This window comes from Actinacidiphila acidipaludis (genome assembly GCF_019890725.1).
Lineage (GTDB): Bacteria > Actinomycetota > Actinomycetes > Streptomycetales > Streptomycetaceae > Actinacidiphila > Actinacidiphila acidipaludis.
This window is the reverse complement of sequence record NZ_JAINZZ010000006.1, coordinates 61709-81844: the sequence shown is the minus strand read 5'-3', so window position 1 is coordinate 81844 and position 20136 is coordinate 61709. Positions and strand designations below refer to the sequence as shown.

The following is a 20136-nucleotide window of genomic DNA, read 5'->3' as shown; positions in this document are numbered from 1 at the left end:
CGCTAGCGCCCCAAACCACATCTGATCAGGCCGCTAGCGGATAGCGACCCACCTGCGGAAACCCCAGGAAACCGCCCCGGAGGCACCCTCATGACCCTCCCCGTCCTTGCTATCGCCTGCCTGCTGCTCGTCACGCTCGGTTATGTCGGAGTGTGTGCGGTCCAGCCGTTCGCGACCTGCCGGCACTGCCACGGCTTCGGCTTCGCCACCACCACCGACCGCAAAGGACGCCCCAAGCGCGGCAAGACCTGCCGCCGCTGCAAGGGCCACGGCGTCCACATACGCCGCGGCCGGCGCGCCTACAACATCGCCCGCGGCATCCACCGCGACGGCACCCGCTGACCGGGAACGGAGACCCTGCCCGTGATCCTGTCCATCTCCGCCGTGCTGCTGTTCGGCGTCGCATCGTTCTTCGCAGTCCGCTCCCGCGCCACCTCCGGCGGCGCCGCCCTGGTGGTGTTCCTGTTCGGCTTCTACGCCGCGGCCACCGGAGCTGCCGGGCCCATCAACGAGTTCATGGCCAGCGCTGCCCACACCCTCGCGCAGATGCGCGGCTGACTGGGCATGGAGGCTCGCCCATGAACCAAACCACCATTCGCCCGACCGGCGAGGGCAGCGACTTCCCGGCCCTCGGAGCCGACCTGATCCGCGACATAGAGAACTACCTCGCCACCCAACACCCGCAGCCCCTCGCCGCGCACCGGCTCGTGACCGCCACCACCGACCAGCTCGTGCGCGACGCACTCGCCGCACTCCCGCCGGCACCCGCAGGCGACCCGGCAGGCATGAGCCTGCCCGGAGGGCTGTGGCGAGTGCTGCCCGACCGACTGCTGTCCCTGCACCCCGCCCGCCGCGGCGAAGCCGTCGCCCGGCTGCGGATCACCCCCGCGCAGCACCTCGACCTCACCGCCCTCGTGCTGGAGCGATGGGGTTGGGCCCAGACCGGCGAGCGCCTCCGCACCTGCGGCGGGCGCCGCTGCATCCTCGGCGCACAGCGAACCGTGTTCCTCCTCGGTTATGGCACCGAGGACACCGCCACTGCCGCGGGGGACCACATCAACAACGTGCTGCGGGCCCGCGGCATCGTCCAGCCGTACCCCCGCTGGAACGAACATCCCCACGTGTCCGGCGAACAGGCGCTCGCGGTGGTGCGCGCTGCGGCGCTCGTCGCGCGCGGCGGCACGCGCGGCGCAGACACCTGAAGACGCCCGAGGGCGACGGCACTCCCGGACAAGGACAGCCCGCCGCCCCCGGTCTCCCCATCCCGACGAATCAGAACAGGAGACCCCCAGGGTGCCCCATCCTGAGCCGCCCGTAATGCTCGCTGGGCGACTGGGCCTCCTTTGCTGCATCGAAGGAGGCAGCATGAGGTTCTACCTGACCACTCACAAACGGCACTGGATCGCCCTCACCGACGTGCCGCTGTTCCTGAAGTACGAGCACTTCGGCGTGGGCACTGCCCGCAGCCTGCCGCGCGCGATCGGTCGCTACGCGATCGACTCCGGGGGCTTCACTATCCTGCAGCGGTTCGGACGCTGGACCACCACCCCGCAGCAGTACGTGGATGACCTGCGGCGCATCCGCGATGAGGTCGGCCCGTTTGACTGGGCCGCACCGCAGGACTGGATGTGCGAACCCGCGATCATCCACGGCGGCACCTACGGCGGACAGCACTTCACCGGAACCGGCCTCAGCGTCGCCGAACACCAGCGCCGCACCGTGGCCAACTACCTGCACCTGCGCGAGTTGGCTCCGGACCTGCCGATCGTTCCCGTGCTCCAGGGCTGGGAGCTCCCGGACTACGAGCACTGCGTGAGCCTGTACCACCGTGCCGGCATCGACCTCACCCGCGAACTGCTCGTCGGCCTGGGGTCGGTCTGCCGTCGACAGTCCACCAACGACGGCGCCGCGATCGTCACGACCCTAGCCACTCACGGCATACGCCTACACGGCTTCGGCTTCAAAACCCTCGGCCTGAAGAAGGTCGGCCACCTCATGGGCTCCGCCGACTCGGCCGCCTGGTCTTACCACGCCCGCAGACGACCCCCGATGCCCGGCCACACCACCCACAAGAACTGCGCCAACTGCCTGCCCTACGCCCTGAACTGGCGCACCAAGGTCCTGGCCGAACTTCCGGCCAGCATCCCGCCCGTACGACTCGGCGGATACTGAAGACTGCACCTCGTCGGCAGGCCCGCACGCTGGGTGCCGCCCGGTCTACGGACGGAACGGCAAATCGAGGAGAGCTCCGATCGTCAAGATCGCTCACCCTTGCCGTTACTTCCGCCGCCACTCCCTCTTGAAGCCCGAGCGGTCGTGAAAGATCTCGGCCGCCATGAAGTGCAGAGTTTCGCACTCCGCGCCGTCGATGGGACAGACCTCCTCGGCGACCGTCTCGCCATCCTTCTCCGCAGGCACGAGAACAGGCTCGTGCTGCTTGACGATCCATCGCAGGTAATCGACGAAGCGGAGAACATGCGCGGGGTCGTTCTTCACGACGAAGGCAGCTCTCTCTGGCGTACCCGCGTCGAAGTCCGGACCCTCTGGCCCCGCGAGGATCAGCGTCGAAAAGTCCGGGCCAGCACCCTGCCACCACGACGCCGGCCATTCGCCGTCCAGGTTCGGCTGCACTGCATGGGCGGTCTTCACCTCCTCACCGATGCACTTGACGAGGAAGTCGTGCACTTCTTGCAGCGACACCACCACTGCCCCCTTCTGACCTTGACGTACTGACGTCTTCACTGCGACAGCGAAGAACCTCTGAACCGTTGGCGAGCCACGAAGTCTTCGACGCGACCCGACACCATCCGGCACATCCGCCGATCGCACACCTCGCCCCCACCCGACCGCACCCGGGACGGCCGCCTCTCACCAAAGACCACGGCCGTCCCGGCAACCAGCACCCCATCAAGGAACTGGAGACACCCAGCATGACCCATCCCATCCGCAACCGGCGACGGCCCGATCGGCCGTTACTGCTGGACCTGTACTCGTGCGCCGGCGGGATCGCGACCGGCTTCGCACGCGCCGGATTCGACGTCCACGGCGTGGACCACGTCGACCGCCCCAACTACCCGTTCCGGCTGACCGTCGCCGACGCCCTCGAACACCTCGACCGCTTGATCCGGACCGGGAAGATCCGCCGCTACACCCTGGTCAACGCCGCGCCGCCCTGCCAGGCCAAGTGCGCTCTGACCGTGGGCACCAACACCGCACGCGGCTGGGGTCGCGAACACGTCGACCTCGTCGCGCCGACCCGGGCCCTGCTCGAACGCTCCGGCCTGCCGTACGTGCTGGAGCAGCCCAACGGGCGCGCGAAGATCCGCAAGGACATCACTCTGTGCGGGGAGATGTTCGGACTCGGCGTGCTGCGGCACCGCAACTTCGAGCTGGGCGGGTGGAGCGCCCTGCGGCCGGCGCACCTGCCGCATCGCGGGAAGGTACGCGGATGGCGACACGGCAAGTACGAAGACGGCCCCTATGTCGCCGCCTACGGCAACGGCGGCGGCAAAGGCACCGTCCCCGAACTGCAAGCCGCGATGGGCATCACGTGGACGACGTACGCGAGGAACTGACCGAAGCCGTCCCGCCCGCCTACGGCGAATGGATCGGCCGCGCCTTCCTCACCACCCACACCCTGGCGGTGGCCGCATGAACCAACACCTCCTGCGCGCCGCGCTGGACGCCGCCGAACGAGGCTGGCCCGTCATCCCGCTATGGCCCGGGCGGAAGATCCCCAACCTGCACGGCGAGCGTGCCTGTCACCGCACCGGAGACTGCCGCACCGGGCACAAGACGTTCGAGCAGCGCGCCACCACCGATCCCGCCCGTATCGAGCGGTGCTGGGCTGCCGGTCCGTTCAACGTTGGGATCGCCACCGGTCCCGCCGGGCTGCTGGTGGTCGATCTCGACAGGTGCAAGCCGACAGACGAGAAGGGCACGCCTGACGGCGCGGCGAACTTCTTGGCGCTCTGCGAGCGCGCCGGACAGCCCGTCCCCACCACGCGCACGATCCGGACCGCGAGCGGCGGCACGCACCTGTACTTCACCGCCCCGCCCGGCGTCCGGCTGACCAACTCCGCAGGGACTCTTGCCCCGCGCGTGGATACCCGGGCATGGGGCGGACAGGTCGTCGCCCCCGGGTCCGTGACCCCTGGGGGCTCGTACACGGTCCTGGGCGACGCACCCGTTGCAGACCTGCCCGAATGGCTGCAAAGCGCCCTGACGCCCTCTCAGGGGCCCGTGGCGGGCCCGTTCCGCGTCCCGCCGGTCCGCGACGCCTCCCGCTGCGCTGCGGTAGCCCTGGAACGCGAGAGCGCCGCTGTGGCCGCGCGTCGCGATGTCGGGGCGCGCAACACGGAACTGCTGCGGGCGGTGATCCGGGTGGGCCGGTACGTGGCTCGCGGGGACATCGGCCGCGCCACGGTGGAAGAGGCGTTTCAGGCGGCGGGGGAGTCGGCGGGACTCACCGCGGTCGAGTGCCGCGCCACGATCCGCAGCGCACTGGCCTACTCCAAGCGCACCGTGCGACCCCGGCAGGAAGCCTCATGACCACCCCCACCACCCCGCCGCTGAAACGCCCCACGCCCACCCCCGACCACCCCGGCTCCGCCACACCGCCCGGAGCTCCCGCGGCGAGTAACGCGCCGAAGGTCGTCGCCGAAGGCGTCCTTCCAGCCCTTCTCCCTCACCCGCGCTCGACAGACGAGCGCCAGCCCGTTGCGTGGTTGCACGTCATCGCGCCGCCGAGCTGGAACACGATCCCGTGGGCCACCTCGGACTGCCTGTGCGGCCGGCACGTCGAAGCCTCCGGCCGACGCGACGTGCTCGCCCTCGTCCAAGCCCACAACGACCACCGACAGGTATGCCGCCTGCGTCACCCCGTACCGGAAAGGAGGCTGGCCGTATGAGCGAGAACGGCGCCGCCCTGCTCAACGAGGTGGAAGCCTTCCACCGCCGATTCAACGTCTTCCCCCGGGAAGCCGCCTACGTGGCCGTCACCCTGTGGGACGCGCACGCGCACCTGCTCGACTGCTTCGACTCCACACCCCGCCTGGCCTTCCTCAGCCCCGAACCGGGATCCGGAAAGTCCCGGGCCCTGGAAGTGGTCGAAACCCTCACCCCTCACCCCATGGTCGCGGTCAACGCCTCGGCCGCCGCCCTGTTTCGCGCCGTGTCCGGTGGAGACGGTCGCCCCACCATCCTGTTCGATGAGATCGACACGATCTTTGGCCCCAAGGCCGGGGACAACGAGGAATTGCGCGGGTTCCTTAACGCCGGTCACCGCCGCTCCGGTGTCACCTACCGGTGCATCGGCGATGGCGGTAACCAGACGGTGCAAGCCTTCCCGTCCTACTGCGCGGTGGCCGTCGCCGGTCTCGGCTCGCTGCCGGACACGATCCTCACGCGCTCGGTCATCGTGCGGATGCGGCGGCGGGCGCGCAACGAGCGCGTGGAAGCCTTCCGCGCCCGGATCCATGAGCACGAGGGCGGCAAGCTCCGTGACCGCCTGGCCAGGTGGGCGGAGAGCGTGCGGGGCCAGGTCGTCAACGCCTGGCCGCAGATGCCCGAGGGCGTCACCGACCGGCCGGCGGACGTGTGGGAACCGCTGCTCGCGGTCGCCGATGCCGCGGGCGGTGAGTGGCCGGCACGTGCCCGCGCGGCTTGCGTGACGCTGGTCAAGGCATCGCAGATCGGGGACAAGCACTCGCTCGGCATCCGGTTGCTCACCGATCTGCGGGATCACGTCCTGATCGGTGTGGACCGGCTGCCGACCGTGGCCGTCCTGGACCGGCTGAACGCCCTGGAAGACGCCCCCTGGGCCGATCTCCAGGGCAAGCCGCTGGACTCCCGCCGCCTGTCGCGGATGCTCGGGGAGTACATGACGGCCGACAACGAGCCCATCGCTTCCCGCAACATCCGCACCGCAGGCGGGGTCCTCAAGGGCTACTACGCCGAAGACCTCACCGACGCGTGGGCCCGCTACTGCGCCCCCCTTCCCGCAGAAGCGCTACATCCGCTTCAGCCGCTACAGCCCAGCTCAGAGCACCCGCCCGCGTAGCGGACACCCCCACGTGTAGCGGCTGCACCCGCACCGCCGCCACCGCGCGCGGAAACGGCCGCAGCCGCTACACGCCACCTCACCGCTACGCCGAACAAGCCGCTGACCTGCGATGTAGCGGTGAAGCGGATGTAGCGGACTTCTGAGGGGGAGGGGGCTGGCTCCCTCATCTCCCTGCAACCGTCATCAGCGCGAAGGAGACCTAGTGACCACCGCTGTCACGGACGCTGCTCCGCCCACCGTTGCGCGGCGCCTGCACTGTGTCGAGTCGGCCGCCGAAGTGATCGGCGTGGGCCGCTCGACCGCCTACGAGGAGATCCGGCTGGGGAGGCTGCGGACGGTCCGCGTCGGCCGTCGCCGCCTGATCCCGACCGAATACATCGAGGAGTACATCGACCTGCTCAAGGCCGAGGCCATCAACGCCGCCTGAACCGCCTCCATCTACCCGACGAAGGGCCGCGCTCGCACGAGCGCGGCCCTTCCGCTGAAAGGACACGACGCAGCATGACGACGGAACCGAAGACACCCCGTAAGGCGGGAAACGGCGCTGACTCCATCTACTGGGACGCGTCCAAGAACAGGTTCGTGGGAGCCGTCTCCCTCGGCTTCACCCCGGCCGGCAAGCGGCGGCGCGTGAAGGTCCGGGGCAAGACGAAGACCGAAGTACGCGCCAAGCTTCGTGACCTCAAGAAGGAGGTCGAGACGGGCGTGAAGACGCCCGCCAACTACACCGTGTCCGACGCCGTGAATGACTGGATCGCCCGCGGGCTCAAGGGACGGGATCAGAAGACCGTCGACAAGTGCCGCAGCCTCGGTGACAACCACGTGATCCCGTTCCTCGGCAAGGCCAAGCTCAAGGACCTGACGGCCGACGACGTAGACGACTGGTTGGATGACCGCGCCGACGTGCTCGCCACGCGTTCCTTGCGAGAGACGCACTCGGTGCTGCGGCGCTCCATCACACACGCCCAGCGACGGGACAAGGTGCTTCGCAACGTCGCCGAACTGGTCACCGTGCCGGAGGGACGCCCCGGCCGGCCAAGCAAGGCCCTCACGCTGGACCAGGCGAAAGCCGTCCTCGCAGCAGCACAGGGAACCAGGCTGTACGCCTACGTTGTGCTGTCGCTGCTCATTGGCATTCGGACGGAAGAGGCCCGCCCCCTCACGTGGGACCACGTCCATCTGTCGCCGGCAGAGGGCACAGCTCCGCACGTTGAGGTTTGGCGGTCTGTGCGCCGGCACGGTGACACCAAGACACGGAGGAGCCGCCGCACGCTGGCTCTGCCGCAACACGTCGTGAAGGTGCTGGAGCAGCATCGGAGGTGGCAGCAGCAGGAGCGCGCATGGGCCGGGCTGGAGTGGTCCGGCACGGGCCTGGTCTTCGCAACGAGGACAGCCAACGCACTGGACGCCTCACACGTACGACGCGACTTCAAGGCCATCGTCGTCAAAGCTGGGCTCGCTCGCGAGTGGACGCCGCGGGAGCTCCGGCAGAGCTTCGTGTCCTTGCTCTCGGACCACGGCATCCCGCTGGAGGTCATCGCGCGTGTCGTCGGTCACACCAGCACGGCCACAACAGAAGCGGTCTACAGGAAGCAGCTTCGGCCGGTGATCACTGAGGGCGCCGGCGCCATGGACGAGATCTTCTCGGTAGGCGACGGAGAGGCGGGCGGCGAGCCTGGCTGATCCGACGCCTGTGGCTCCCCCTGTGGCTCCCCGGTGCACAAACGAAGGTCGCCGGACCAGATACGGAAACCGTATCTGGTCCGGCGACCTGCTGTTTCACCAGTCGGGGTGGCGGGATTTGAACCCACGGCCTCTTCGTCCCGAACGAAGCGCGCTACCAAGCTGCGCCACACCCCGGTGCAACGACGATTACTCTAGCGGACCCGCGCCCGGAGACGAAATCCGGTTTTGCCGAGGTCGGGGCCCGGGCCGCGCGGGGGCTACGTGAGGGTGAGGAGGGTGGCCTCGGGAGGGCAGGCGAAGCGCACCGGGGTGAACCGGTTGGCGCCGCAGCCCGCGGAGACGTGCAGGTAGGAGGTCCACCCCGTGGCCGTGTGCCGGGACAGGCCCTTCACCCGGCCGGTGTCCAGGTCGCAGTTGGTGACCAGCGCCCCGTAGAAGGGGATGCAGACCTGGCCGCCGTGGGTGTGGCCGGCCAGGATCAGCGGGTACCGGTCGGCGGTGAAAACGTCCAGCACCCGCAGGTAGGGCGCGTGGACCAGGGCCAGGTTGAAGTCGGCGTCCAAGTCGGGCCCGCCCGTCACCGCGCCGTACCGGTCGCGCTTGATGTGCGGGTCGTCCAGGCCGGTCAGGCCCAGCACCGGCCCGTGCTCCAGCTTGACCCGCCCGCGCGAGTTGCTCAGCCCCACCCAGCCGGCCGCCTCGAACGCGTCCCGCAGCTCGCCCCACGGGTTCCGGATCACCCCGTGCGCGCTGTGGCTCTTCCCGTTGAGCCCGTGCTGGCCGCGGGCCTTCTCCACCAAGTACCGGGCCGGATTGCGGAACTTGGGGCCGTAGTAGTCGTTCGACCCGAACACGTACGTCCCCGGGAACTGCATCAACGGCCCCAGCGCGTCGATGACTTCCGGCACGGCGGTGGGATCGGAGAGGTTGTCGCCGGTGTTCACCACCAGGTCCGGACGCAGCCCGGCCAGCGACTGCAGCCAGCGCCGCTTCTTCGTCTGGCCGGACACCATGTGGATGTCGGAGACCTGGAGGATGCGGATCGGGCGCATGCCCGCGGGGAGGACGGGTACCTCGACGCGTCGCAAGCGGAAGGACCGTGCCTCGAAGCCGGCCGCATAGGCGACACCGGCTGCGCCGGCCGCCACCACACCCAGGGGTACTCCGTATCGCGCGCGCATGTCTCCATCGTGTCAGACGTCACGGAGAACCGAGGGCGCGGCCGAGCCCGGCGTCGCCCGCCGCCCGCCCCTGCCTCCTGAGGCCCACCCGCCCGTGCCCCTGAGCGGCGCCCGCCGAACCGCGCCCGTTAATACGCGGCACCGCCCCGCCGCGAGTGCGAAAATCGGGGCATGACCACGACGCTCAAGCAGCGACTGCACGACGACCTCACCACGGCGATCAAGAGCCGTGACGAGCTGCGTTCGGCCACCCTCCGGCTGACGCTCTCGGCGATCACCAAGGAGGAGGTGGCGGGCTCCACGGCCCGGCAGCTCTCCGACGACGAGGTGCTCAAGGTGATCACCCGGGAGGCCAAGAAGCGGCGTGAGGCGGCCGAGGCGTTCGAGCAGGGCGGCCGGCCCGAGTCGGCCGAGCGGGAGCGCGCGGAGGGCGAGCTGCTGGCCGCGTACCTGCCCAAGCAGCTCGGCGACGAGGAGCTGGCGGAGCTCGTGCGGGCCGCGATCGCGGAGACCGGCGCCGAGGGGCCGAAGGCCATGGGGGCCGTGATGAAGGCGGTCAACCCGAAGGTCGCCGGGCAGGCGGAGGGCGGCCGGGTCGCCGCCGAGGTGAAGAAGCAGCTCGCGGGCTGAGCCCCGGGCAACGTCCGGCCCGACGCACGCCGGACGAGGAGACGAGTAAGGGGTGCCCCACATTGTGGGGCACCCCTTACGTGTGCCTTGCGCGGCCCTACGGACCCGCGACGGCCCGGACCGACCGGACCGACCGGCTCGAACGGACCTGACGGCCCGCCCATCCCTTGGTCACGGCGTCCCCGGCCCCCCACCGCCGGACGGCAGCAGCGTGAACGTCGGGAACGGGTTCGGCGCCCCGTTGCTCCCACCGGTCGCACCCGTCGTGGTGCCGGCCGTCGTGCCTCCGGTCGTGTTGCCCACGCCGCCGATGATGCCTCCGGTCGCGCCCATCACCGTCGCGCCGCCGGGCCCACCGTGCTTGCCGTGGTGCTTGCCGTCGGTCGGGTTGTTGGGGTTGTTCGGGTCGGGCGACTTCGGCTGGTCGGTCTTCGGCAGGTCGAGCGGCACCGTGATGAAGGTCATGACCGGCTTGCCGACCAGCGACGCGGCGACCGCGTCCTTCCAGATCGGCGCGGGGCCGTCGGCGCCGTACACCTTGTCGTAGTAGTGGCCGCCGATGGTGACGTTGATCATCCTCTGCACGTGGCGCGGGTCGCCCAGCCAGACCGCGGCGGCCATGTTCGGGGTGTAGCCGGCGAACCAGGCCGCCCACCGGTCGTCGGTGGTACCGGTCTTACCGGCCGTGTCCCGGCCGTCGTCCAGGTTGGCCGCGGTACCCGTACCGTCGTCGACGACGCCCTTGAGCATCGTGTTGATGGTGTCCGCGGTGTTCTGCGACATCGCCTGCGAGCAGATCGTCTTGGGCACCGCCAGGCTCTTGCCGGTGTTGGTGGTGACCGCCTGGACGGCGACCGGCGTGCAGTAGGTGCCCCGGTTGGCGAACGCCGCGTACGCGGCGGCGACGCTCAGCGGCGAGACCTCGTTGGTGCCCAGGGTCAGCGACGCGATCTGGTTCAGCGGCTTGCCGTCGGCGCGGGTCAGACCGAGCTTGGACGCCATGTTGACGATCGGGCAGAGGCCGACCTGGCTCTCCAGTTGGAGGAAGTAGGTGTTGATCGACTTCTTCAGCGCCTCGGGCATCATGTACGGACCCTTCTCCGAGGGGTCCTCGTTGCCGGTCTGGTCCGTGCCGTGCAGGGTGGCGCCGCTGCAGTTGGTGACGTCGGGGTACGTCATCTTGTTCGGCGAGTCCTCGGACTGGGACGGCTTGTAGCCCGCCTCCAGCGCCGCGGCCGCGGTGATCGGCTTGAACGTCGAACCGTTCTGGAAGCCCTGGCCGCCGCCCATGTTGGCGTTGACCGAGTAGTTGATCTGGGTCTCGTCCTTGCCGAAGCCGTACGGCCGGCTCTGGCCCATCGCCACGATCTTGCCGGTGCCCGGCTCCACCAGGACCGCGGCCGCGGCGACCTTGTCGCTCTTGTTGACGTGGTTGCTGATGCCCTGCAGCACGCCGGCCTGGGCCGTCGGGTCCAGCGTGGTCCTGATCGTCAGACCGCCGGTGTTCCAGAGCTTGGCGCGGGCCTCCTTCGTCTTGCCGAAGGCGGCGTTCTGCAGGAAGGTCTCGCGCACGTAGTCGCAGAAGAAGCCCGAACCGTTGACGGCGGTGATGCAGCCGTTCTTGGGGGTGCTGACCTTCAGGCCCAGCGGCTTCTTCTCCGCCGCGTCGGCCTGGGCCTGGGTGATGTCCTTGAGCTGGGCCATCCGCGCCAGCACGGTGTTGCGCCGCTTGAGCGCTTCCTGCGGGTCGTTGATGGGGTCGTAGCGGCTCGGGGACTGCACCATGCCGGCCAGCAGCGCGGCCTGGGTCAGGTCGAGGTCCTTGGCGTGCGTGCTGAAGTAGCGCTCGGACGCGGCCTCGACGCCGTAGGCCTGCTCGCCGAAGAAGGTGATGTTGAGGTAGTTCTCCAGGATCTTCTTCTTGCCAAGCTCCTTCTCGACCTGGATCGCGTACTTCATCTCCTTGATCTTGCGGCCCACGGTCTGCTGCGTGGCCTGGGCGACCTTCGTCGGGTCGTCGCCGGCCTCCTCCACGAACACGTTCTTCACGTACTGCTGGGTGAGCGTGGAGGCGCCCTGGGTGCTGCCGCCGGAGCCGTTGTGGCTGAGGGCGCGCAGGATGCCCTTCAGGTCGAGGGCGCCGTGCTGGTAGTAGCGCGAGTCCTCGATGGCGACGATGGCGCTGAGGATGTTCGGGCTCATCTGCGTGATCGGCACCACCGTGCGGTCACGGGAGTACACAGTCGCGATGAGGCCGCCCTTGGCGTCCAGGATCTTGGAGGCCTGGCTCAGCGGTGGAGCCTTGAGTTCGCCGGGGAGGTCGGCGAAGCCGGCCGCCGTGCCCTTCGCGGACAGGCCGAGTGCGCCGGCGGCGGGCAGGGCGATCCCTGCCAGCACCACACCGGCGAGCACACTGACACCGAGGAACTTGGCGGCCTGCTGGGCCGTGGACAGCCCCCCGCCGACACGCTTGTGAGCCATGGGGAGCAGCCTACGTTGCGAATCTGAGGACGAGCGCCCATCTGTTCGCCTACTCTGTAACAGACAGGGCGCGATCGTCGTGCGTGCGCCTGTCTTCCCTCTTCACTCTTGTGAGTGATGAGAACTGCCCGAATTCCGACATATGCCGGGGGTCTTGGTCCCCGAGCTAGGCAAGGCTGGGTCCTTCGCCCTGAAGTGTCCGGATTCATCCTCGCTCACTCCGGTGGGTGATCTCCCGAGTACGCATAGTCCATTCGGGCCATGCAAGATTGGGCCTGAAAGGGCTGTTGCGCCGCGCCTACCTTCCGTAACGTCCTCAACTGGCAACGGTGAATATGCCGTTTGCCGCCGTGGGGGAGCCTCGATTCGGGAGAGGACGGCGCCAGCATGAGCAGCTGGGTAACCGACTGGAGCACGCAAGCGGCGTGCAGGACGACTGATCCGGACGAGCTGTTCGTCCAGGGCGCGGCCCAGAACCGGGCCAAGGCGGTGTGCACCGGCTGCCCGGTGCGGACCGAGTGCCTGGCCGACGCGCTCGACAACCGGGTCGAGTTCGGTGTGTGGGGGGGTATGACCGAGCGGGAGCGCCGGGCGCTGCTGCGCCGCCGCCCCACGGTGACCTCCTGGCGCCGGCTGCTGGAGACCGCCCGCACCGAGTACGAGCGCAGCACGGGTCTGCTGCCGCTCGGCGACGAGGCGGACTACGCGGCCGCGGGATAGACCGGGTTGGACCGAGCGGACGCACGGGTGAGGCGGGCGCGGGACAGACCGCGCGGACGCCCTGCCCGCGCGACGGTCACGCGGCCGCCGGTTCGTCTCCGGACAGCAGGCGGCCGATCGCCCGCAACCCCTCCAGGTCGTGCACGTCGCCCGGCAGGGCCGTCACGTCCACCATCGGGACCTCGGGGTGCACGGACACGAAGCGGTCGCGGGTGCGTCGTTCACGCGCGACCACCTGCATGCGTTCGGCGTGCAGACGGAGAAGTCCGGCGGTGAGGTGCTCGGTACGGTCCTGGGCGCCCTCCGGGGCACCTGAATCAGCCTTCCCCGCCGGGTGATCCGCCATGCGGCCGGGTGCAAGATTTTCTGGCGCCGTGTCAGCCAGCTCCTCGAGGGACTCCGCCGCGGCCAGGGCGCGCTCGGCGGTGAGCCGGTCCGCGCCGCTGCCGTGCACGCGGTTGAGCACCAGGCCGGCCAGCGGCATGTCCTCCTCGGCCAGCCGTTCCACGAAGTACGCCGCCTCGCGCAGCGCGTCCCGCTCCGGCGCCGCCACCACCAGGAACGCCGTGCCCGGGGCCTGGAGCAGCCGGTAGGTGGCGTCCGCGCGGGTGCGGAAGCCGCCGAACATGGTGTCCATCGCGGCCACGAAGGTCTGCACGTCGCGCAGCAGCGAGGCGCCCATGACCTTGTTGAGGGTGCCGGTCATCATCGACATCCCCATGTTGAGGAACTTCACGCCGGCCCGGCCGCCGACCTTGGCCGGCGCGGTCAGCAGCTTGATGAACCTGCCGTCGAGGAACGACCCGAGGCGCTTGGGCGCGTCGAGGAAGTCCAGCGCGCTGCGGCTCGGCGGGGTGTCGACGATGATCAGGTCCCAGGCGTCCTTGGCCCGCAGCTGGCCCAGCTTCTCCATCGCCATGTACTCCTGCGTGCCGGCGAATCCGGCGGACAGCGACTGGTAGAAGGGGTTGTCGAGGATCGCCCGGGCGCGCGCGGAGTCCGAGTGCTGGACGACGACCTCGTCGAACGTCCGTTTCATGTCCAGCATCATCGCCTGGAGCGATCCGCCGGCGGACCGATCGATTCCGGCCACGTCGCGCGGGGTGTTGTCGAGTTCCGTCAGGCCCATGGACTGCGCGAGCCGCCGGGCCGGGTCGATGGTGAGGACCGCGACGGTGCGGCCGCGCTCGGCGGCGCGCACGCCCAGGGCGGCGGCGGTGGTGGTCTTGCCCACCCCGCCCGAGCCGCAGCACACGATGATCCGGGTCTTGGGGTCGTCCAGCAGCGGGTCGATGTCCAGCACCGGGCTCTCCAGGCTCATGCGTCGTCCCCGTCCCTGTTCTCGGCGGCCTCGGCGGCCTCGTTGTCCTCGGCGGCCTCGTCGTACGCATCCCCTTCGTCGTACGAACCCTCTTCGCCGTAGGGGCCGTCCTCGCCGTACTCCGCCTTGTTCCCGGCCCGGCTCGGCCCGGCGGGGGTCGCGACCGCCTGCTTGCGCAGGCTCTCCGCCAGCCGGTAGAGGCCGCCGAGGTCCACGCCGTCCGGCAGCAGCTCCAGCTCCCGGACCGGCAGGCCGAGTCCGGCGATCTCCGCGCGCTGCGCCCGCTCCAGGACGACCCGCTGGGCGTGCTCGTTCGCCTGGGCCAGCAGCGGGTCGACGAGACGTTCGGCGAGGCCGCCGCGGCGCGCGCCGCCCAGGCCGGCCTGGGACAGCGCCTTGGCGACGGCCGTGCGGCGCGGCCCGTCGACGACGTCGGCCAGGTCGGAGTCGGTCAGCAGCACCGGGCGGACCATGTTGACGATCACCGCGCCCACCGGCAGTCCCGCCGCGCGCAGTTCGGTGACGCCGTCCACGGTCTCCTGGACCGGCATCTCCTCCAGCAGCGTGACCAGGTGGATCGCGGTCTGCGGGGACTTCAGCACCGACATCACGGACTGGGCCTGGTTGTATATCGGGCCGACCCTGGCCAGGCCCGCGACCTCGTCGTTGACGTTGAGGAAGCGGGTGATGCGGCCGGTCGGCGGGGCGTCGAGCACCACGGCGTCGTACACCGGCCAGCCCGCCCGGTCCTTGCGGCGGACGGCCTCGCACGTCTTGCCCGTGAGCAGCACGTCGCGCACGCCGGGCGCGACGGTGGTCGCGAAGTCGATCGCGCCGAGCTTCTTCAGGGCCCGGCCGGCGCGGCCGAGCTTGTAGAACATGTCGAGGTAGTCGAGCATCGCCAGCTCGGCGTCGATGGCCAGGGCGTGCACCTCGCCGCCGCCCGGCGCGGAGGCGATCTTCCGCTCCTCGTACGGCAGCGCCTCGGTCTCGAAGAGCTGGGCGATGCCCTGCCGCTCCTCGACCTCGACCAGCAGCACGCGGCGGCCCTCGGCGGCGAGGGCGAGTGCCAGGGAGGCGGCGACCGTGGTCTTTCCCGTGCCGCCCTTGCCGGTCACGACGTGCAGCCGGACCGCAGATGACTGTTGAGGGCTCACCTTGCGAGCCTAACCAGTGAACGCCCCTGACACTCGGCCGGTCGGCGGTTCGTCCGGCCCGGGCGGGGCGCGGCGGCCCTCGCGCGGGCCGGTTCCGGGGCTCTGCGCGGCCCGGCCGCGGGGCTGTCGCCGGGCGGGTCGCGCGGCGGCGGGCGGGCCGGTCACGGGGCGCGCGACGGCAGGGCGGGCCAGGCGGGAGCGGGGGCGCCCAGGCACTAGAGTCGCCCGTATGGCGAACAAGTGGGAATACGCGACCGTGCCGCTGCTCGTGCACGCGACGAAGCAGATCCTCGACACCTGGGGCGAGGACGGCTGGGAGCTGGTGCAGGTCGTGCCGGGTCCGAACAACCCCGAGCAGCTGGTGGCGTACCTCAAGCGGGAGAAGCAGGCGTGAGCGGGACCGTCGAGGCCCGGCTCGCCGAGCTGGGGCTGAACCTGCCGGACGTGGTCCCGCCGCTGGCGGCGTACCAGCCGGCGGTGCGCTCGGGCGCGTACGTGTTCACCGCCGGGCAGCTCCCGCTGGTCGACGGCAAGCTGACCACCACCGGCAAGGTCGGCGCCGGGGTCACGCCCGAGGAGGCGTACGACCTGGCGCGGATCTGCGCGCTCAACGCGCTGGCGGCTGTGAAGTCCGTCACCGGTGACCTCGACCGCATCGCCCGGGTCGTCAAGGTCGTCGGCTTCGTCGCCTCGGCGCCCGACTTCACCGGCCAGCCGGCGGTCGTCAACGGCGCGAGCGAACTGCTCGGCGAGGTGCTGGGCGACAAGGGCGTGCACGCCCGCAGCGCGGTCGGCGTCGCGGTGCTGCCGCTGGACGCCCCGGTCGAGGTCGAGATCCAGGTCGAGCTGGAGCCGTAGGCGGGACGTCGCCCGCGCCGCGGAGCGCGGCGACCACCTCGTCACAGGCCTGGTGACCAGCCCGTCGCAGGCCCCGCCGCCACCCCTCGCCCGCCGTCCGGCCGGGCGTTTCGCGGGGTTCCGGGCGGGGCGGACCGGGCGTGGGGCGAGCCGGTAGCCTCGGGGCATGACCTCGATGGACGGCTCCGCGTTCCCCGCTGCGTGGCCCGAGCGGATCCGGGCGCTGGCCCGCGGCGAGCTCGAGGTGGTGGCGCCGCGCGCCGCGGCGACCGTGCTGCTGCTGCGGGACGGCCCGGGCGGCGAGCCGCTGGTGCACATGCTGCGGCGCCGTACCTCGATGGCCTTCGCGGGCGGCGCCTACGCCTATCCCGGCGGCGGTGTCGACCCGCGCGACGAGCGGGAGGTGCGGTGGGCCGGTCCCGGCCCCGCCCACTGGGCCGAGGTGCTGGGTGTCCCGGAGGCGCGGGCGCAGGCCGTGGTCTGCGCGGCGGTCCGGGAGACGTTCGAGGAGTCGGGCGTGCTGCTGGCCGGGCCGCACGACGGCACGGTCGTCGCGGACACCACCGGCGAGGACTGGGAACGCGACCGCCAGGCCCTGGTCACCCGCGACCTGGGCTTCGCCGACTTCCTGGCCGGCCGCGGCCTGGCCCTGCGCTCCGACCTGCTGGCGCCCTGGGCGCGCTGGATCACCCCGGAGTTCGAGGAGCGCCGTTACGACACGTGGTTCTTCCTCGCCCGCCTGCCCGAGGGGCAGCGCACCCGGGACGTGTCCGGCGAGGCCGACCGCACGGTGTGGCTGGCTCCCGGCGAAGGCGTCGCGGGCTACGAGCGCGGCGAGATGGTGATGCTGCCGCCGACCGTCACCACGCTGCGCGCCCTGCTGCCGTACCCCACCGCCGACGCGGCCCTGGCGGCCGCGCCCGGACGCGACCTGGCGCCGGTGCTGGCCAGGGCCGAGCTCGACGCGGCCGGTGACGTGGTGCTGACCTGGCCGGGGCACGACGAGTTCACCCGCGTCGTGCGGGCGGCGGGGGAGAGCCGGTGACCGCCGCGGTGCCGCCGGGGCGGCCGGAGGCCACGATCGGCGGCTGGGCGAGCGCCCGGGCGCTGTGCGTGCTGGCGCCGAACCCCTCCCCGATGACCCTGGACGGCACCAACACCTGGATCGTGTCCGAGCCGGACTCCGGCCTGGCCGTCGTCATCGACCCGGGTCCGCTGGACGAGGCCCACCTGGCGAACGTGATCGCCACCGCGGAGTCGCTCGGCAAGCGCGTCGCGCTGACCCTGCTCACCCACGGCCACCCGGACCACGCCGAGGGCGCCGCCCGGTTCGCGGAACTCACGCGGACGCCGGTACGCGCCCTGGACCCCGCGCTGCGGCTCGGCGACGAGGGTCTGTCCGCGGACGACACGGTGACCGTGGGCGGCCTGGAGCTGCGGGTGCTGGGGACGCCCGGGCACACCGCCGACTCGCTCTGCTTCCATCTGCCCGCCGACGGCGCCGTGCTGACCGGCGACACGGTGCTGGGCCGCGGCACGACCGTGGTCGCCCATCCCGACGGCCGGCTCGGCGACTACCTCGACTCGCTGCGCCGCCTCCAGGCGCTGACCGTCGAGGACGGCGTGGACACCGTCCTGCCCGGGCACGGCCCGGTGCTCGCCGACGCGCGCGGCGCCGTCGAGTTCTACCTGGCCCACCGCGCCCACCGTCTCGCGCAGGTGGAGACCGCCGTCGAGTCGGGGCTGCACACGGCCCCCGACGTCGTCGCGCACGTCTACGCCGACGTGGACCGCTCGCTGTGGCCCGCCGCCGAGCTGTCCGTCCGCGCGCAGATGGACTACCTGCGGGAACACGGACTGATCGAGCTGCCATGACCTCACCGACCTCACCGACATCACCGACCCCGCTCAGTGCGTCGAACGCGTCAACGGCGTGCATGACGTCAACAGCGTCCAAGGCGTCAACGTCGCTGTTCAGGCCCTGGGAGCCGTCCTTCGTCACCGACCCGTACCCGGCGTACGAGGCGCTGCGGGCGGGCGGCCGGGCGCACTGGTTCGAGCCGACGAACCAGTGGCTGATCCCGCACCACGACGACGTCAGCGCGCTGCTGCGGGACCGGCGTCTGGGCCGCACCTACCTGCACCGCTTCACCCACGAGGAGTTCGGCCGTCAGGCCCCGCCGCCCGAGCACGAGCCGTTCGTCACCCTCAACGGCGAGGGGATGCTCGACCTGGAGGACCCGGCCCACGCCCGGATCCGCCGCCTGGTCTCGAAGGCGTTCACCCCGCGCATGGTCGAGGACCTCGCGCCGACCGTGACGCGGCTGGCCGGCGAGCTCATCACGTCCCTGCGCGCCGACGGCGGCGGCGACCTGCTGGCCCGCGTCGCCGAGCCGCTGCCGGTCGCGGTGATCGCCGAGATGCTCGGTGTGCCGCCCGCCGACCGCGGGCTGCTGCGTCCCTGGTCCGCGGCGATCACCGGCATGTTCGAGCTGAACCCGAGCGAGGAGACCGCGCGGCTGGCCGTGCGGGCCAGCGAGGAGTTCTCCGCGTATCTGCGGGAGCTGATCGCGGTCCGCCGCCGGGAGCCCGGCGAGGACCTGATCAGCGCCCTGATCGCGGCGCACGACGGCGGTGACGTGCTCAGCGAGCAGGAGATGATCTCCACCTGCGTGCTGCTGCTCAACGCCGGCCACGAGGCCACGGTCAACACCACCGTCCTGGGGTGGCTCGCGCTCTTCCACCACCCCGACCAGCTGGCGGTTCTCCAGCGGAACCCGGAGCGGCTGCGGGACGGCGTCGAGGAGATGCTGCGCTACGACACCCCGCTGCAGCTCTTCGAGCGGTGGGTGCTGGACGACATCGAGGTGGACGGCACGGTCGTCCCGCGCGGCTCGGAGGTCGCGCTGCTCTTCGGCTCCGCCAACCGCGACCCCGCGCGTTTCACCGACCCCGACCGGTTCGACGTGACGCGGCCGGCCGCCGACAACAAGCACGTGTCCTTCGGCGCGGGCATCCACTACTGCCTGGGCGCCCCGCTGGCCCGCCTCGAACTCGTCACGTCCTTCGGCACGCTGCTGCGCGACGCCCCCGGCATGCGCCTGGTCGAGGAGCCGAAGTGGCGTCCCGGCTATGTGATCCGCGGGCCCGAGGAGATGCTCGTCACCTGGTGACGCGGGGAACCGTCAGGCGCCAGGCCGACGGCTCGACCGTCCAGGTGCGGGTGCGCACCGGGCCGGTGACCGCGGAGTCCGCCCGGTAGCGGAAGTCCCGGCCGGAGACGGTGACCGTGCGGGCCCGCGTCCGCACCTGAGCGTCGCCCTCGGCACGGCGGACCGACACCTCGGCGAAGCCGGCGGGCGCCGTGCGCACCGACACCTCGTGCACCGGCTGGTCCAGGTCGGCGAGCAGCACACCGTCCGCCTCGACCCGCAGCCGCTGCTGACGCTGCGGCGGCTGGCCGTTGACCGGGATCGGCGCGGTGAGGGTGCGGACCAGGGAGCGGGCGGTCTTCTCCACCGGCGTCCACCAGTGCGCCGCGGTGTGCGCGACGGGGTTGCCGCAGGGGATGCTGAGCGCGCCCAGCACGATGCCGCCGCTGTCGTCGACCAGCAGGTCCAGTTCGCGCTCGGCGCCGTCGAGCACCGCGCGGGCGGCGGCCGGCACCTGGTCCGGGACGCCCAGCGCGCGGGCCAGCGTCGAGCGCGGCCCGATCGGCACCACCGACACCGGCGCCTCGCGCAACGACCGGTCGCGGTGCAGGATCCGGACCGTGCGCAGCAGTGCCGCGTCGTCGCCGAGCACAACCGGATGCCGCCTGCCGCGGTGCACCAGCGCGTGCTCGGCCTCGGCCGCCGTTTCCGGCAGAACGATCTTCAGGGAGGCCGCGCCCGCGCACAGCACGTCCTTGGCGATCCGCACGGACTCGCCGTCGGTTGCCCGTGCCGCGGGATCGACGACGACGAGCAGGGATTGTCCGGCCGGGACGTGAGCCGACACGGTGGTCCTTCCTCAGGTAAAATCTCGGTGCAAGAGCCC

The 20136-nt window shown here is 71.2% G+C and carries 21 protein-coding genes, 1 tRNA gene and 1 pseudogene; 16 read left to right on the top strand and 7 right to left on the bottom strand.

Features of this window, described 5'->3' with window-relative positions; genetic code table 11:
* Positions 1 to 90 precede the first annotated feature (90 nt).
* The 4 genes from K7862_RS07470 (at position 91) to K7862_RS07455 (ending at position 2172) form a co-directional block, all read left to right on the top strand.
* The gene (locus K7862_RS07470; RefSeq protein WP_222961639.1) at positions 91 to 342 is read left to right on the top strand and encodes a hypothetical protein; all 252 of its coding nucleotides are present in this window, start codon (positions 91 to 93) and stop codon (positions 340 to 342) included.
* 21 nt (positions 343 to 363) lie between these two features.
* Positions 364 to 558: a hypothetical protein gene (locus K7862_RS07465; protein ID WP_222961638.1), complete on the top strand. Its 195-nt coding sequence runs from the start codon at positions 364 to 366 to the stop codon at positions 556 to 558.
* Between the two features lie 20 nt (positions 559 to 578).
* Positions 579 to 1202 carry a DUF6197 family protein gene (locus tag K7862_RS07460; RefSeq protein WP_222961637.1) on the top strand — a complete coding sequence of 208 codons (624 nt, stop codon included), beginning with the start codon at positions 579 to 581 and terminating at the stop codon, positions 1200 to 1202.
* Positions 1203 to 1365: 163 nt separating this feature from the next.
* Positions 1366 to 2172 carry a deazapurine DNA modification protein DpdA family protein gene (locus K7862_RS07455; protein ID WP_222961636.1) on the top strand — a complete coding sequence of 269 codons (807 nt, stop codon included), beginning with the start codon at positions 1366 to 1368 and terminating at the stop codon, positions 2170 to 2172.
* Between the two features lie 105 nt (positions 2173 to 2277).
* On the opposite strand, the gene K7862_RS07450 is transcribed toward K7862_RS07455, so the two are convergent.
* Positions 2278 to 2706, bottom strand: a complete 429-nt coding sequence (locus tag K7862_RS07450) for a DUF6221 family protein (protein ID WP_222961635.1) — start codon at positions 2704 to 2706, stop codon at positions 2278 to 2280.
* 224 nt (positions 2707 to 2930) lie between these two features.
* Here K7862_RS07450 and K7862_RS07445 point away from each other — a divergent pair.
* The 5 genes and pseudogenes from K7862_RS07445 to K7862_RS07425 all read left to right on the top strand — a co-directional run bounded on the left by K7862_RS07445 (position 2931) and on the right by K7862_RS07425 (position 7747).
* A pseudogene (locus K7862_RS07445) lies at positions 2931 to 3655 on the top strand (DNA methylase).
* Positions 3652 to 4551, top strand: a complete 900-nt coding sequence (locus K7862_RS07440; protein WP_222961634.1) for a bifunctional DNA primase/polymerase — start codon at positions 3652 to 3654, stop codon at positions 4549 to 4551. Before K7862_RS07445 ends, K7862_RS07440 begins: the two are co-directional and overlap by 4 nt.
* A gap of 355 nt (positions 4552 to 4906) precedes the next feature.
* A complete protein-coding gene (locus K7862_RS07435) occupies positions 4907 to 6061 on the top strand; it encodes a DUF3631 domain-containing protein (protein WP_222961633.1) in 1155 nt (384 codons plus the stop codon).
* Between the two features lie 205 nt (positions 6062 to 6266).
* On the top strand, positions 6267 to 6491 hold the full coding sequence (locus K7862_RS07430; RefSeq protein ID WP_222961632.1) for an excisionase family DNA-binding protein: 225 nt from the start codon (positions 6267 to 6269) through the stop codon (positions 6489 to 6491).
* Positions 6492 to 6565: 74 nt separating this feature from the next.
* Entirely contained in the window at positions 6566 to 7747 is a 1182-nt protein-coding gene (locus tag K7862_RS07425) for a site-specific integrase (RefSeq protein WP_222961631.1), read from the top strand.
* Between the two features lie 103 nt (positions 7748 to 7850).
* Here K7862_RS07425 and K7862_RS07420 read toward each other — a convergent pair.
* Together K7862_RS07420 and K7862_RS07415 are read right to left on the bottom strand one after the other, a co-directional pair.
* Positions 7851 to 7924, bottom strand: a tRNA-Pro gene (locus K7862_RS07420).
* 83 nt (positions 7925 to 8007) lie between these two features.
* Positions 8008 to 8931 carry a metallophosphoesterase gene (locus tag K7862_RS07415; protein ID WP_222961630.1) on the bottom strand — a complete coding sequence of 308 codons (924 nt, stop codon included), beginning with the start codon at positions 8929 to 8931 and terminating at the stop codon, positions 8008 to 8010.
* 171 nt (positions 8932 to 9102) lie between these two features.
* On the opposite strand from K7862_RS07415, the gene K7862_RS07410 reads away from it, so the two are divergent.
* Positions 9103 to 9561, top strand: a complete 459-nt coding sequence (locus K7862_RS07410; RefSeq protein ID WP_222961629.1) for a GatB/YqeY domain-containing protein — start codon at positions 9103 to 9105, stop codon at positions 9559 to 9561.
* 171 nt (positions 9562 to 9732) lie between these two features.
* On the opposite strand, the gene K7862_RS07405 is transcribed toward K7862_RS07410, so the two are convergent.
* Positions 9733 to 12042, bottom strand: coding sequence for a transglycosylase domain-containing protein (locus K7862_RS07405; protein WP_222961628.1), 2310 nt, complete (start codon positions 12040 to 12042; stop codon positions 9733 to 9735).
* A 387-nt stretch (positions 12043 to 12429) separates the two neighbouring features.
* Between K7862_RS07405 and K7862_RS07400 the strand changes: the two genes are divergently transcribed.
* Positions 12430 to 12762 carry a WhiB family transcriptional regulator gene (locus K7862_RS07400; RefSeq protein ID WP_222961627.1) on the top strand — a complete coding sequence of 111 codons (333 nt, stop codon included), beginning with the start codon at positions 12430 to 12432 and terminating at the stop codon, positions 12760 to 12762.
* Between the two features lie 76 nt (positions 12763 to 12838).
* Here K7862_RS07400 and bagB read toward each other — a convergent pair whose 3' ends face one another.
* Positions 12839 to 14083 (bottom strand): ATPase BagB, encoded by a 1245-nt coding sequence (gene bagB / locus K7862_RS07395; RefSeq protein ID WP_222961626.1) that lies wholly within the window; start codon positions 14081 to 14083, stop codon positions 12839 to 12841.
* Positions 14080 to 15240, bottom strand: a complete 1161-nt coding sequence (gene bagA / locus K7862_RS07390; RefSeq protein WP_222961625.1) for an ATPase BagA — start codon at positions 15238 to 15240, stop codon at positions 14080 to 14082. Before bagA ends, bagB begins: the two co-directional genes overlap by 4 nt.
* A 229-nt stretch (positions 15241 to 15469) precedes the next feature.
* On the opposite strand from bagA, the gene sp36 reads away from it, so the two are divergent.
* The 5 genes from sp36 to K7862_RS07365 all read left to right on the top strand — a co-directional run bounded on the left by sp36 (position 15470) and on the right by K7862_RS07365 (position 19271).
* A complete protein-coding gene (gene sp36, locus K7862_RS07385; protein ID WP_222961624.1) occupies positions 15470 to 15634 on the top strand; it encodes a Sp36 family protein in 165 nt (54 codons plus the stop codon).
* Positions 15631 to 16098, top strand: a complete 468-nt coding sequence (locus tag K7862_RS07380; protein ID WP_222961623.1) for a RidA family protein — start codon at positions 15631 to 15633, stop codon at positions 16096 to 16098. Before sp36 ends, K7862_RS07380 begins: the two co-directional genes overlap by 4 nt.
* Before the next feature lie 166 nt (positions 16099 to 16264).
* Positions 16265 to 17143, top strand: coding sequence for an NUDIX hydrolase (locus tag K7862_RS07375; RefSeq protein WP_222961622.1), 879 nt, complete (start codon positions 16265 to 16267; stop codon positions 17141 to 17143).
* The gene (locus tag K7862_RS07370; protein WP_222961621.1) at positions 17140 to 17973 is read left to right on the top strand and encodes an MBL fold metallo-hydrolase; all 834 of its coding nucleotides are present in this window, start codon (positions 17140 to 17142) and stop codon (positions 17971 to 17973) included. The genes K7862_RS07375 and K7862_RS07370 overlap by 4 nt, the downstream gene beginning before the upstream one ends.
* Before the next feature lie 62 nt (positions 17974 to 18035).
* Positions 18036 to 19271 (top strand): cytochrome P450, encoded by a 1236-nt coding sequence (locus tag K7862_RS07365; RefSeq protein ID WP_222961620.1) that lies wholly within the window; start codon positions 18036 to 18038, stop codon positions 19269 to 19271.
* Here K7862_RS07365 and K7862_RS07360 read toward each other — a convergent pair.
* Positions 19261 to 20097 (bottom strand): diacylglycerol kinase family protein, encoded by an 837-nt coding sequence (locus tag K7862_RS07360; RefSeq protein ID WP_222961619.1) that lies wholly within the window; start codon positions 20095 to 20097, stop codon positions 19261 to 19263. The two genes, K7862_RS07365 and K7862_RS07360, sit on opposite strands and share 11 nt — an antisense overlap.
* Positions 20098 to 20136 lie beyond the last annotated feature (39 nt).